This is a genomic window from Williamsia sp. Y844 (assembly GCF_056786475.1).
On sequence record NZ_JBXCJB010000003.1, the window covers coordinates 746,691 to 759,268 of the forward strand.

Genomic DNA, 12,578 nt, shown 5'->3' on the forward strand with positions numbered 1-12,578 from the left:
CCTTCTTGTTTGGCACTAGTGCCCTTGAAGCGCTTCGGTCGGCGACTCTGACGCGCGCAACACGTCACTCCACAGAGGTTTTGTCTCATAGAGACACCAAACCACGACTCGAACAAACATTCGACACATCGCGTTCTCCGGGGTATCCTGGTTGAAAGCTGGCGATCAGATGTGCTGGGGGGCATGATGACTGACGATCCGTCTGACGAGGTTGCGGTTGGTTCTTCTTCGGTTCCGGTGTTGGTGCGCAAATATCTCGAGTTGGAGTTGCTGGTTGCCGATATCGCGGACTGCACTGATTCCGATATGTCTGATGCGGAAGTCAATGAGCTTGTGCGGGTGCATGAACGGATCGCTCGTAAGCTCGAGCTCGCCGGGTTGCGACACTTGTTGGTGGTCTCGGATCGGTCGTCGTTTTCGAAGGCCGGGTATTCATCGCAGTTTGGTTTCACCCGTGGCGAGTTGCGGCTGACCAAAGGCCAAACCATGTCCAGGATCCGCGGCCTGGAAGCTGTCGGCCGATTCCACACGATGCAGGGCGAAGAGCTGGCACCGAAATGCCCTGCCGCCGAAGAGGCCTGGTCCCAAGGGTTGATCGGCGCCTCGCATATGGATGTGATGCTGGATGTGCGCAAACAGATCCCCTCAGCTGCTGATCCGGCCGTGTATGACGTGGTCGATCAGTGGATGACCGAAGAAGCCGTCGAGTCCGATCCGACCCGCCTGGCTGCTGCGGGCAGTCAGGTGTTGGCCCGGGTCGATCCCGATGGCCGGTTGACCGACGACAGTGATCGGGCCCGCAGACGCTCGGTGAGTATCGGCGATCAAGGTGTGGATCTGATGGCCAAAATCTCGGGCACCCTCGATCCAGAAACATTGGCGTTGCTGACCACCGTGATGGATGTGTGGGCCGCACCGGGGATGAATAATCCGGCCGACCCCTACTCGCCCACCGGCGCGTCAGATGATCCGAAGCAAGATCAAGAGTTGATGAAGGCAGCCGCCGAACGTGACACCCGTTCGCGGGGCCAGATGCGTCACGACGGGCTCAAGGCAATCCTGAAGACCATTTTGGAATGCAACCTGCTCGGCAAGTCCCATCGGGGGCTGCCGGCGCAGATCATCATCACGATGACCAAACAACAACTCGAAGAGTGTGCCGGGATCGCGAAAACCGCTTCCGGGGTGGACATTCCGGTCGGGGACGCACTGGAGTTGGCGGCGCGGTCCGACAAATATCTCTCGGTGTTCGCTGACCACTCCGTTGAAGTCCTGTATCTGGGCCGGGCCAAACGGACCGCGCAGAAAGGTCAACGCCTGGCGCTGTTTGCCCGCGATCGGGGATGTTCTCACCCAGGCTGCACCAATCCCGCGACACAGGTGGAAGGTCATCACGTCAAACCGTGGATCAACGGCGGGTTGACCGATGTGAACTCGATGGCCGCGGCCTGCCCGCCGCATCACAAAATGATCGGTGATGGTCCTGATCAGTGGCAGACCATCATGATCACCGAGGGCCCCGACAAAGGACGGGTGGGGTGGATACCGCCGGTATCGGTGGACCCGGAACGCAAACCGCGGGTCAACCGCGCCCATCACGCCAACGAAACCGTCGCAGCGGCCTGGCAGAAGACGCTGGCCGACCGCCAGGTAGCGCTGACGCAACACCTAGAGAAACTCACCCGAAATCGTGGCAACCACGAACCCGACATCGACATCGACAATCCCGAACAGATCGATTAGCGACTAGCCGAGATCCCGCGCCAACGCTCGACCCGCCGCGCGACCGGAGAAGATGCAACCACCCAGGAAGGTGCCCTCCAATGCGTTGTAGCCATGTACCCCGCCGCCACCGAATCCGGCGACCTCGCCTGCGGCATAGAGACCCTCGAAGGCACTGCCGTCGTGGCGGATCACCTGCGAGTCGAGATTTGTTTCCAGACCACCCAGGGTCTTGCGTGTCACAAGATGCAGGCGGACCGCGATCATCGGACCATATTTGGGGTCTTCCAGGCGGTGCGGCGTGGCCACTCGAACCAGCTTGTCGCTGAGGTAGTTACGCGCATTGCGAATCGCCATGATCTGCATGTCTTTGGTGTAGTTGTTGTCGATCTGGCTGTCGCGGGCGCGCACCTCCGCAGCAACCTGGTCGTAGTCCAGCTGTGGTCCGGGGGTGATCTCGTTCATGCCCGCCACCAGATCTCGAAGATTGTCGCGAACCACAAAGTCGGCACCGTGTTCCTTGAATGCCTCGACAGGACCGGTGGCTCCCTTTTTGACCCGCTGCAGAAGGAGTTTGAAATCTTTGTCGGTGAAGTCAGGGTTCTGCTCCGAACCCGAGAGCGCAAACTCCTTCTCGATGATCGCCTGGGTAAGGATGAACCAGGTGAAATCGTGGCCGCCCCGGGTGATCGTCCCAAGCGTGCCCAATGAGTCGAATCCGGGGAAGTTCGGTACCGGCAATCGTTTTCCGGTCGCATCGAGCCACAGCGAAGACGGACCCGGGATGATGCGGATCGCGTGATTGGGCCAGATCGGATCCCAGTTCTGGATCCCCTCGGTGTAGTGCCACATCCGGTCGCGGTTGACCACGCTGCCGCCCGCATCTTCGGTGATCTGCAGCATCCGGCCATCGACATGGGCGGGGACACCAGTGATCATGTGCTCGGGTGCCGGACCCAATCGATCTGTGGGCCAGTTCTTCTTGACCAGTTCGAAGTTGCCGCCGATTCCGCCGGAGGTGACGACAACCGCCTGCGCTCGAAGCTCGAAGTCTGATTCTCGTTCCCGACTCGACGACACCCCGCGTGGTTCGGTAGACGGGACCAGCACCGTCCCGCGGACACCCACTGCCCGTCCGTCCTCGACAATGATCGCGTCGACCTGATGACGGTATTTGAAAGTGACCAGGCCCTTGGCCGCACCGGCGAGGACGGGCTCCCGGAAGACCCGGACCACCTCGGGACCGGTACCCCAGGTGATGTGGAAGCGCGGAACCGAGTTCCCGTGTCCGGTCGCCGATCCGGAACCGCGTTCGGCCCATCCGACGGTGGGCATCACCTTCAGGCCCAGTTCGTGAAGGTATGAACGCTTCTCACCGGCAGCAAAATTGACGTACGCCTCGGCCCACTGGCGTGGCCAATGGTCTTCTCGGTCTCGATCGAACCCGGCCGACCCCAGCCAGTCTGCCCGCGCGAGTTCCAGCGAGTCCTTGATCCCGAGCCGGCGCTGCTCCGGCGTGTTCACCATGAACAGGCCGCCGAGCGACCAGAACGCCTGCCCACCGAGGTTTTGTTCGTTCTCCTGATCGACGATGGCCACCCGTTTGCCGGCCTTGACCAACTCGTGAGCCGCGACCAGACCCGCCAGACCCGCACCGACAACGATCACATCAAATTGCTCGGACACCCGTACACCCCTGCCTGCCATGGTTCAGCACTGAACGCGCTTCGGAGTTCCTCCACGCCCCCTGTGAGCATAGGGAAGGAGTTCGAGTGTGTCGTGAACACGAGCCCTTTGCGTCCATCCAGCCCTCGCCGAGCCGCTACGCATACGATACTGGACCGGTGGCAACCAAGGACTCCCCGGACGACCCCGACCGACAACGATTCCGCACGCTGGCCCAGGCCGCCCTCAATGCCGATCGAACTGTCGGACAAATGGATTCGCTCATCGAAGGCCTAGGGTCGGCACTGGTCGACTTCGACCGGGCGATGACCGGATTCGACACAACGCTGAATAGTTTGAGTGGTGCCCTCGACGACTTCTCGGCGACGCTGTCCCGGGTGGATGCGATGGTGACGAACATGGTCGGCGTCGTCGAAAGGATGGAGAAAATCGCAGGCCGGGTCGAGTCCATTGTCGACATCGCCGAAAAGCTGATGGCCCCGGTGTCGTCCGCTGAATCCATGGTGCGCGGCCTGCTGGGCCTGCGGCGCGGCGCCTGACCGAACAATCAGGACGTCTCGGAGATCGCGTCGCGGAGGTAGTCGCTGGGCGTGCGCCCGATGACCGCCTTGAACTCGCGCGCCAGATGGGCTTGATCGGAGTACCCCAGTTCAGCCGCCACTTCAGCGATCGTCGCGTCACCTCTGCGCAAAACCATCGCCGCATCCTGCAGTCGACGCCGTTGGATCAGCCATTTCGGACTCAGCCCGGTGCGATGCACTGTCAGGCGTTGCAGCGCGCGGGTCGACATGGCGACCTCCGCAGCGAGGTCGGCCACCCGTCGTGGGCCGCCATCGTCCTCGACAAGGTCGATCACCCGATTGATCAGAATGCCTTCCTCATCAATCGACCATCGTTGAGCCCACCGCTCGTACAACTGCGCCACCTGCTGATATCTGTCCTCCGGACTGCGATCTTCTGCGGTCATGGCCGCTCGGACCGAAACGGTGAGGTCGTCGTCGCCGGGGATGGGCAAGGGCATCCCGATCGGCAACGGCGGGCTCGATCGTGATCCCGGCGCCATCGACCGGCCGGTCATCACCGTGATCGCGGCCGGACGGAGCAACACCCCGGCAGCCCACCCGCGGCCCTGCAACTTCTGTTCGCTGGTCCCCTGGCTCACGCAATACAATGCGGCCCGATCAGGTTCGATCACCACATTGCCGCCTGGATGTTCGAGCACCGGCTGCAATACCGGCATCTCGAGGTCCCAGACCGCTATCCACACGTGCCGCAACAGCTCGCCGGGCGGAAACGGTATTCGGTGTAGTCGCACGCCGTCGCGCCCGGGATTCAGCTGGCCCCTCGGCGGTTTACTGACTTGGCCCATCTTGTCGCGTTTGTTCAAGCCTGCCCCCTGCACCCACGGTCAGCATGGAAGCCATGACAATTACAACCGCAGCTCACGGACAACACACAGAACACGGTGTGCCACATGGCTTCACCTCCCTGACCCCGTTCATCGTCGTCACTCCTGCCAAAGACGCCATCGCGTTCTACCAGGACGTCTTCTCTGCCACGCTCACCCAGAGCACCGAGTTCCCCGGACCGGACGGCGAGCAGATCGTCGCCCATGCCGTACTCGACTTCGACAACGGCAAGTTACAGCTGGGCGATCCCGATCCCCAGTATGGACTGATCCCCCGACAGTCAGGTGACTCCGATTGCTACTCCCTGTCGGTCTACGTTCCGGATATCGATGCGGTGCTGGCTCGGGCCATCGAACTGGGCGCGACCGTGCGCGAGCCGGCACAGACGTTCGTCTCCGGCGACCGCTTTGCATCACTACGTGACCCATTTGGAATCAGATGGTCGGTGATGACACGGGTCGAGGACCTCTCCGACGAAGAGAGTGCCGCACGGGTGTCCGAATGGGCGGCCCAACAGGGCGCAGGAGCGTAAAAGCGTTGCCCCTGTCCGGGCAAGGTGGCAGCATCCGCCTCATGATCGAAGATCTGTTCTTCGCCGCACATGAGGGCTTGCCCCGCGAGGCCCCGGGTTCCGAGACAACGACGGAACTACTGTTTCGTCTCGCAGGGCTGCACACCGGGTCGCGCGGAAAACGCCCACTACGAATCCTGGACATCGGCGCCGGTACCGGACCTGCCACGATGGTGCTGGCAGGCCTCGGTGCGCAGGTCACCGCCATCGACACCCATCAGCCGTTTCTGGACGAACTGGTCTCGAAAACCAAGGCCGCCGGCGTACGCAACCAGGTGACGATCTCGAACGTCTCCATGGAAGACCTGAACTACCCCGACCATTCCTTTGATCTGGTGTGGGCCGAAGGTGCCGCCTACATCATCGGCTTCGACAACGCATTGACGTCATGGCGCCACCTGTTGGCACCGGGCGGCGCGTTGGTGCTGACCGAGGCGGATTGGCTCACTGGGGAGCCTTCGGCCGGCGCCACCGAATTCTGGGACTCCGCTTATCCGGAAATGCGAACGACCGGCCAAAATGTTTCCGCGGCAATCGAACTCGGCTGGACGGTCGCGGCCACCTACCTGCTGCCCGAGACCGACTGGGATGAGTACTACATCCCCCTGAGCTTTCGGATTGACGAGCTCAGGCTGGAGTTTCCCGATGCGTCGGCAGATCTCGACCTGGTCGGTCAAGAGATAAACGTCCGAAGGGACCACGGCTCCCATTACGGTTACACCGGGTACGTCCTACTGCCAAGGGAGGTCGAACGATGAGCAGTCCCGAATCCATTGCCGACAGATACACCCGCCGCGCCACAACATTTGCCGCGGTGATCGCCGCAGCCCCGCCGGATCGCTGGTCATCGCCATCCCCGTGCGCCGAGTGGACCGCAGCCGACGTGTTGCAGCACATCGTGGACATGCAGTCCGCGATGTTCTCCGCCCCGGAACAGACAGTGCCCCCGGAACAGACTGGGCCACCGGCACCGACCGTGGACGCCGATCCGCTCGGTGCGTTCAACCACGCCCGCACAAACATCGAACGAGCCCTTGCCGATACCGCAGTCGCCGAGGCCACGGTGCAGACACCCATGGGTCCTTCCACGTTCGCCGAACACGTCGATGGAGTCGCAAGCGCCGACCTGGTGGTCCATGGATGGGATCTGGCACGTGCACTCGGGCTCGAACACCGAATTGATCCTGCCGAGGTCGAGGCGGCGTGGCCGGGCGTCCAAGAGATGCCCGACATAATGCGGGTCCCGGAGGCTTTCGGCCCCGGAATCGTCGTGTTCGGACCGATCGTGGACGTACCGGACACCGCACCCCTGCACGACCGACTCCTCGGACTGCTCGGCAGGGACCCGCACTGGAAATCACCGTAACCGGATCGAATCCCTGCGTAGCCTGGGCCATATGGGTATCACGCATACGAGCACGGTCTCCACACCCATCGACGAAGTGTTCGCCTGGCACGGCAGGCCAGGAGCTTTCGCCCGCCTGTCACCGCCATGGGCACCGCCCTCACTGGTAAAGGAAGCCGATTCACTGGAGGACGGCACCGCCGTGCTGTCGTTCGGATGCGGACTGAAATGGGTGGCCCGGCATCAGCCGACGCGCTTCCATCCACCGAATCAGTTTGTCGACCAACTCGATTCGTGGCCCCTGCGATTGGTGATGACGTGGACGCACCATCATGGTTTCTCGGAGCTCGATCCGCAGACCACCAAGGTCACCGACACCGTGGAAACCGCCGTGCCGACGGCACTGCTGCGCCCGATGTTTCGTTACCGGCATCGGCAACTGGCCGACGATCTGGCCACCCACGCCTGGGCGATGCCGTTGGCCGGTAAACCCTTGACCATTGCCATCACCGGCGCGTCGGGACTTGTCGGATCCGCCTTGCGCGCATTGCTGACCACCGGAGGTCACCGCGTCATCTCCCTGGTGCGGCACATCCCCGAGGGTCCCGACGAACGTCGTTGGAACCCCGGCGATCCCGCCGAGGATCTCTTGGCAGGTGTCGATGCCGTGGTGCATCTCGCCGGCGCGTCGATAGCAGGGCGGTTTGGCGACGGACACAAGTCTGCGATCCGGGACAGCAGGATCGAGCCGACAGCAGCACTTGCACGTATAGCCGGCATCACCGAACCCAGCCCGACTTTTGTATGCGCGTCGGCCATCGGGTTCTACGGCTACGACCGCGGAGATTCCGTACTCGATGAGAGCTCCTCGCGCGGAGACGGTTTCCTCGCCGACGTCGTATCCGATTGGGAAGATGCCACCTCACCGGCGGCCGCCGCCGGAGCGCGGGTGGTGAACGTCCGGACCGGGATCGTCCAGGCAGCCGCGGGCGGAACCTTGAAGTTGATGCGGCCGCTGTTCACCCTCGGACTCGGCGGGCGGCTCGGCGATGGAAACCAGTGGCTGTCCTGGATCGGCATCGACGATCTCATCGACATCTACTACCGCGCGATCGTCGACGAACGACTGTCCGGTCCGGTCAATGCGGTGGCGCCGAATCCGGTCCGCAACTCCGAATACACCTCCGCGCTGGCCGGAGCGGTACACCGGCCTGCGATCATCCCGGTCCCGAGCCTGGGCCCACAGGTCATCCTCGGATCAGAGGGCGCCAAGGAACTGGCGTTTGCCAATCAGCGCGTGAGCGCCGCACGTCTCATGGCAGTGGGCCACCGGTTCCGGATGACCGAGATCGACGAGGTGTTACGTCACCAACTCGGTGGCGACCCCGACCAGCCCCTCACCGAGCCGCGAGTTCAGACTTGATCAACTCGGCAAACCCGTCGACGTCCTCGGGTGTGGTGTCGAACGAACACATCCACCGAACCTCGGCGGTGGCCTCGTTCCAGGTGTAGAACTTCCACACCGAACGCACGCGCTCTGCAGCCATCGGATCGAGCGCGGCAAATACCGCGTTCGCCTCGGTGGGCTGGGTGATCGTGAGCCCGGGTGTCCCGTCGAGCAGGCCACGGAGCCGGGCGGCCATGGCATTGGCGTGTGCGGCGGCCCGCAACGCCGTGCCGTCGTCGAACAGCGCCAGCAACTGCGCCGAGACAAAACGCATCTTGCTCGCCAACTGCATGCTGAGCTTGCGGATGTAGTCGGTGCCGGTTACCGAGTCGGGGTTGATGACAACCACAGCTTCCGCGCCCAATGCACCTACCTTGGTCCCGCCGAGGCTCACCACATCAACACCCGCGGCAGCGGTGAAGTCGCCGAGCGAAAGCCCCAGCGCCGCAGCAGCATTCCATAGTCTGGCCCCGTCGATGTGGACCACCATCCGCTGCCCGTGGGCGTAGTCGCAGATGGCCGCGATCTCATCGCGCGAATACAAGGTACCGAGTTCGGTCGATTGGGTCAGACTGACCGCCAGCGGCTGCGCCCGATGCACATCACCGAACCCATATGCCTGCGTCGCAATGGATTCCGGTGTCAGCTTTCCGTCGGTCGTCGGCACCGTGAGAAGTTTGATGCCACTGACCCGTTCCGGCGCACCACCCTCGTCGTTGTGGACGTGTGCGGACTCCGACACGATCGCCGCACCCCATCGGGGCAGCATCGCCGTCAGGCTCACCACGTTGGCGGCGGTTCCGTTGAACACCGGGAAGACCTCCGCCCGAGCACCGAACTCGTGGCGGACCACACGCCTCAACTGCTCGGTGTAGACATCGTCACCGTATGAGGGCTGATGTCCGCCGTTGGCCGCCGCGAGTGCGGCAAGCACCTCGGGCAGCATTCCGGCGTAGTTGTCCGACGCGAACGCCCGCCACTGCGGATCGTGTAGCTGATCCGCCGGTTCCGACATGGATGTCATCCACCAAACCTTTCCGTCCTGATCGTGTTCGCCGGGTATTCCAGGTCCAGCAACCACCGGGCACATTGTTCGACAAACGCTGTCGGTCCGCACACCCGGAACTCCGGCTGCTGATCCACCGGGATCACCAACGATGCCAGTTCTTCCGGTGTCAGTCGTCCCGGTCGCCGGCGGGCATCCGCCGGCGCATGACGGGTGTACACATAGTCGACCTGCAGACGTCCGGCCGAGCTCAGCTGGTCGAGTTCGGCCCGGTAGTAATCGTTTTCCGGGCTGCGCACCGAGTACAGGAGACGAAACGGCACCGTCGTGCCGGCCGTTTCGCGCTCCCGGATCATCGACATCAACGGCACCACACCCGAACCGCCGGCGATCAATTGCACCGGTGCTGGGTCCGCGGAGCGCCAGACGAACCAGCGACCGATTGGTCCGCGAATCTCCACCTGATCACCGACTTCGAGATCTCCGATGAGGTAGGGCGACACCTCGCCGTCGATGAGTTCTTGCACCGTCGTCTCGAGGAAATCATCACCGAACACCCCCGCCACCGAATAGGACCGCACTGCCTGGTAACCATCCTCCGCGGTCAACCGGATGTCGATGTGCTGGCCCGGTAACACCCGACCACGGCCGGGCACCTGTAGTCGGAGGGTCCGGGCGGTCGGCGTCTCCATCGACGCCGCGACAAGCATCGCCGGCCGCCAGCCGTTCACCAATACCGTTCCTCTTTCCACGGGTCCCCATGGTTGTGATAGCCATTGCTCTCCCAGAAACCCGGAACGTCCTGCGCCATCTCGGTGAGCCCACTGATCCACTTCGCGGACTTCCAGAAGTACAGGTGCGGGATCAGCAGTCGCGCCGGCCCACCGTGTTCGGCTTCGAGCGGCTCGCCCTCAAAGGTGTGCGCAATCCACGCCTGCCCGTCGAGCACATCCTCCAACGGGACGTTGGTGGTGTATCCGCCATGGCAGTGGGCCATCAGGTAGCCGTCGGGATCGACCTCGTCGCCGAGGAGGACGTCGAGCGACACACCCCGCCACATCGTCGCCAGCTTCGACCATGCCGTCACACAGTGGATGTCAACCGTGATGTCTTGCTGCGGAAGCGACATGAACTCGTCCCACGACCAGCTCTTGCGTTGACCGCCGAGCAGCCTGACCTCGAAATTCCATTCCATCCGGTCGATCAGCGGTGTCGGACCGGCCGACAGAACCGGGAAGTCACTCGTCAGATACTGCCCCGGTGGGAGCCGTTCGTCCTTTTGTCGGCGACGGGCCCCGAAACCCTTGTTGATGATGGCCATGACTGCAAGTGTGCGCTGCGGTGCCGCCTGCCGCAGCCCATCGTCGACTCAGTCCTCGTGCTGGGCCGAGTTTTCACGTTGGTCGGTGAGGACCTGACGCAGGCGCTGCGTGTCGTCGGCGGTCCAACCTTCCGGATCGAGTATGGCTGCCCACGAGTTCGCGATATCGGCGTGGAAAGTGTGTCCATGGCCGTCCGGCACGCTGTTGGAGTCGGCCATGTCGGCCGACACCTGCAAAAAGGTCACCAACGGAATCCAGCGAACACTGTCGAGTACGTCGTACCCACGCGACTCGCGGAGCCAGTCCGGCTTGCGAAGCGCCAGGCTCGGCGACCACCAGGTGATCGGGTCCGACGGATGCTGCAGGTACACGACCCGCGGCCCCGGCCACGACGCCCCCGGAGACTCGAGATCGGAGGCCCGGGCAACGAACCGCGCCGTCTCCCCATCGCCGTACACCGGCAACCACTGCGGTGAACCGGGCTCCCGGTTGTCGGTCGTCTGCTCCCAGATCTCGTTGGTGTAGGTGGGGCCGATGAACAGTGCACCGTCAGTGCGAGCGGCGATGTCCTCGACTCCGCTGAATGCACTTTCACCACCGAACGAACCGAGGCTCTCGCCGAAGACCACCAGTTTCGGACGTGAATCCTCGGGAAGCGCATTCCACTTCGCGTACACCGCCTCGAACAAGGCACGTCCGGCCTGGCGAGCCCGTTCCTGGTCGACGAGGAACGAGATCGGACTCGGCAGGTACGAATACTGCATCGACACCACCGCGGTGTTGCCGTTGTACAGGTATTCCAGTGCGCTGACGGTACTTTCGTTGATCCACCCGGTGCCGGTGGTGGTTCCGACCGCGATCACGCCACGCTCCAGACCACCGGCACGCACGAGTTCGTCGGCAGCGAGTTCGGCTTCGGGCCGATACCCGTCAGCTGAGGCCAGTCCGGAGTAGGCGCGGATCGGTTCCGTCGCCTGCGCATTGTTGAACGCCGACAGATCTTCGACAGACGGGCCGTTCGAGACGAAGATCCGGCCCTGGCGTCCGAGCGAATCCCACGTCACCAGCGAGTCAGGTCCACCCGAGCGATACCTCGACGAGGGAGGTTCGGTGTCGGGGTCGGTTTCGTTGTTGATCGCCGCAAAGCTGTCGTTGAGACTCGACATCACCACGCGTGTGACCACACCATTGAGCACACCGACAGTGATCACGACTACCAGGGCCGCAGCGACGAATCCCGCGATCCGTGGCGGCACAACACGACTGACCTTCGCAGACACCCATCGCGTCAACCGCACAAATGCACGCCCGATGGCAACAAACAGCACGAACACCACCGCTGCGAGCACCACCAGCAGCGGATAGCCACTCGCCGAAAACGACTCGACGTCCATCAGATCCCGAAGGTCGTGCTGCCAAAGACCAAATGAGACGAGCATCAGAATCGTGCCGATCGGCGCGATGCCCGCCAGGGCAAACCAACCGATTCGTTTGTACTTCTCCGGGACTTCGCGCACACCGAGGTAGCGGATCAACATCGAAACAAGCACGCCGAGTCCATAACCGAGAGCACCGGAGGCACCGCTGATGACACCTTGGAACAGCGCGCTCCGGGGAAGCAGCGAAGGGGTCAACGAGAACCAGATCGCAACCAATGCAACGACCAGCCCGCCGAAAACATATCGTTGTGGCACAACTTTCGACCAGCGCAGTGTCACTGTGCCTCCGTTTTGGACTCACCCGAGTGGTGAATCCTCAGAAGTTAGCAGGGACATCTGCGCTCAAGCAGAACCGGCTACTGGGTCACTACTTCTTTCTTCTTGCTGCGGCCGCGCATCATCAGGATGCCGACCACCCAGCCGACCACAAAGATCATCAGCAGGGTGAACCAGAGCGGCGAGGTGACATCGATCCAGAAAAGGGTGATGGATGTCGAATCACGATTCTGGAGCACAAAGATAACCGCGATAATCGCAAGAATCAGGGCAGCCCAGCCCGCTGGCGAGACCTTGGAGAAGATGTTGGAAGACGACGTGCCTGCACTTTTGGACATATTTCGACAATAGTCGC

General features: G+C 62.7%; 13 protein-coding genes. 6 read left to right on the top strand and 7 right to left on the bottom strand.

The genetic code is table 11. The features are described from left to right. Positions 1 to 183: 183 nt before the first annotated feature. Positions 184 to 1,743, top strand: coding sequence for an HNH endonuclease signature motif containing protein (locus AC1TQG_RS20325; RefSeq protein WP_482139633.1), 1,560 nt, complete (start codon positions 184 to 186; stop codon positions 1,741 to 1,743). A 3-nt stretch (positions 1,744 to 1,746) separates the two neighbouring features. Here the strand turns inward: AC1TQG_RS20325 and AC1TQG_RS20330 are convergent, their stop codons facing one another. Further along, positions 1,747 to 3,408: an FAD-binding dehydrogenase gene (locus AC1TQG_RS20330; RefSeq protein ID WP_482139634.1), complete on the bottom strand. Its 1,662-nt coding sequence runs from the start codon at positions 3,406 to 3,408 to the stop codon at positions 1,747 to 1,749. 158 nt (positions 3,409 to 3,566) lie between these two features. Between AC1TQG_RS20330 and AC1TQG_RS20335 the strand changes: the two genes are divergently transcribed. After that, positions 3,567 to 3,947, top strand: coding sequence for a hypothetical protein (locus tag AC1TQG_RS20335; protein WP_482139635.1), 381 nt, complete (start codon positions 3,567 to 3,569; stop codon positions 3,945 to 3,947). A gap of 8 nt (positions 3,948 to 3,955) precedes the next feature. Here AC1TQG_RS20335 and AC1TQG_RS20340 read toward each other — a convergent pair whose 3' ends face one another. After that, the gene (locus tag AC1TQG_RS20340; protein ID WP_482139636.1) at positions 3,956 to 4,795 is read right to left on the bottom strand and encodes a helix-turn-helix domain-containing protein; all 840 of its coding nucleotides are present in this window, start codon (positions 4,793 to 4,795) and stop codon (positions 3,956 to 3,958) included. A gap of 26 nt (positions 4,796 to 4,821) precedes the next feature. Here AC1TQG_RS20340 and AC1TQG_RS20345 point away from each other — a divergent pair, with 26 nt between their 5' ends. Genes AC1TQG_RS20345 through AC1TQG_RS20360 form a run of 4 tightly spaced genes read left to right on the top strand, consistent with a single transcriptional unit; the run spans position 4,822 to position 8,156 of the window. Beyond that, positions 4,822 to 5,349 carry a VOC family protein gene (locus AC1TQG_RS20345; RefSeq protein ID WP_482139637.1) on the top strand — a complete coding sequence of 176 codons (528 nt, stop codon included), beginning with the start codon at positions 4,822 to 4,824 and terminating at the stop codon, positions 5,347 to 5,349. Positions 5,350 to 5,390: 41 nt separating this feature from the next. Continuing rightward, positions 5,391 to 6,146 (top strand): class I SAM-dependent methyltransferase, encoded by a 756-nt coding sequence (locus AC1TQG_RS20350; RefSeq protein WP_482139638.1) that lies wholly within the window; start codon positions 5,391 to 5,393, stop codon positions 6,144 to 6,146. Then, positions 6,143 to 6,754, top strand: coding sequence for a TIGR03086 family metal-binding protein (locus tag AC1TQG_RS20355; protein ID WP_482139639.1), 612 nt, complete (start codon positions 6,143 to 6,145; stop codon positions 6,752 to 6,754). Before AC1TQG_RS20350 ends, AC1TQG_RS20355 begins: the two co-directional genes overlap by 4 nt. 31 nt (positions 6,755 to 6,785) lie before the next feature. Continuing rightward, positions 6,786 to 8,156: a TIGR01777 family oxidoreductase gene (locus AC1TQG_RS20360; RefSeq protein ID WP_482139640.1), complete on the top strand. Its 1,371-nt coding sequence runs from the start codon at positions 6,786 to 6,788 to the stop codon at positions 8,154 to 8,156. Here the strand turns inward: AC1TQG_RS20360 and AC1TQG_RS20365 are convergent. The 5 genes from AC1TQG_RS20365 to AC1TQG_RS20385 all read right to left on the bottom strand — a co-directional run bounded on the left by AC1TQG_RS20365 (position 8,131) and on the right by AC1TQG_RS20385 (position 12,561). Continuing rightward, the gene (locus AC1TQG_RS20365) at positions 8,131 to 9,204 is read right to left on the bottom strand and encodes a threonine aldolase family protein (RefSeq protein WP_482139641.1); all 1,074 of its coding nucleotides are present in this window, start codon (positions 9,202 to 9,204) and stop codon (positions 8,131 to 8,133) included. The genes AC1TQG_RS20360 and AC1TQG_RS20365 overlap by 26 nt on opposite strands. Beyond that, a complete protein-coding gene (locus AC1TQG_RS20370) occupies positions 9,201 to 9,917 on the bottom strand; it encodes a ferredoxin reductase (RefSeq protein WP_482139642.1) in 717 nt (238 codons plus the stop codon). Before AC1TQG_RS20370 ends, AC1TQG_RS20365 begins: the two co-directional genes overlap by 4 nt. Beyond that, positions 9,914 to 10,507 carry a sulfite oxidase-like oxidoreductase gene (locus AC1TQG_RS20375; RefSeq protein WP_482139643.1) on the bottom strand — a complete coding sequence of 198 codons (594 nt, stop codon included), beginning with the start codon at positions 10,505 to 10,507 and terminating at the stop codon, positions 9,914 to 9,916. Before AC1TQG_RS20375 ends, AC1TQG_RS20370 begins: the two co-directional genes overlap by 4 nt. Positions 10,508 to 10,555: 48 nt before the next feature. Further along, entirely contained in the window at positions 10,556 to 12,226 is a 1,671-nt protein-coding gene (locus AC1TQG_RS20380; protein ID WP_482139644.1) for an alpha/beta hydrolase, read from the bottom strand. A gap of 77 nt (positions 12,227 to 12,303) precedes the next feature. Continuing rightward, entirely contained in the window at positions 12,304 to 12,561 is a 258-nt protein-coding gene (locus AC1TQG_RS20385; RefSeq protein WP_482139645.1) for a LapA family protein, read from the bottom strand. Between the last annotated feature and the right edge of the window lie 17 nt (positions 12,562 to 12,578).

Bases quoted from the DNA above. Each gene is read 5' to 3' on its own strand.
- AC1TQG_RS20360 (WP_482139640.1), top strand. From the start codon at position 6,786: ATGGGTATCACGCATACGAGCACGGTCTCCACACCCATCGACGAAGTG.
- AC1TQG_RS20365 (WP_482139641.1), bottom strand. From the start codon at position 9,204: ATGACATCCATGTCGGAACCGGCGGATCAGCTACACGATCCGCAGTGG.
- AC1TQG_RS20345 (WP_482139637.1), top strand. From the start codon at position 4,822: ATGGAAGCCATGACAATTACAACCGCAGCTCACGGACAACACACAGAA.
- AC1TQG_RS20350 (WP_482139638.1), top strand. From the start codon at position 5,391: ATGATCGAAGATCTGTTCTTCGCCGCACATGAGGGCTTGCCCCGCGAG.
- AC1TQG_RS20385 (WP_482139645.1), bottom strand. From the start codon at position 12,561: ATGTCCAAAAGTGCAGGCACGTCGTCTTCCAACATCTTCTCCAAGGTC.
- AC1TQG_RS20325 (WP_482139633.1), top strand. From the start codon at position 184: ATGATGACTGACGATCCGTCTGACGAGGTTGCGGTTGGTTCTTCTTCG.
- AC1TQG_RS20375 (WP_482139643.1), bottom strand. From the start codon at position 10,507: ATGGCCATCATCAACAAGGGTTTCGGGGCCCGTCGCCGACAAAAGGAC.
- AC1TQG_RS20355 (WP_482139639.1), top strand. From the start codon at position 6,143: ATGAGCAGTCCCGAATCCATTGCCGACAGATACACCCGCCGCGCCACA.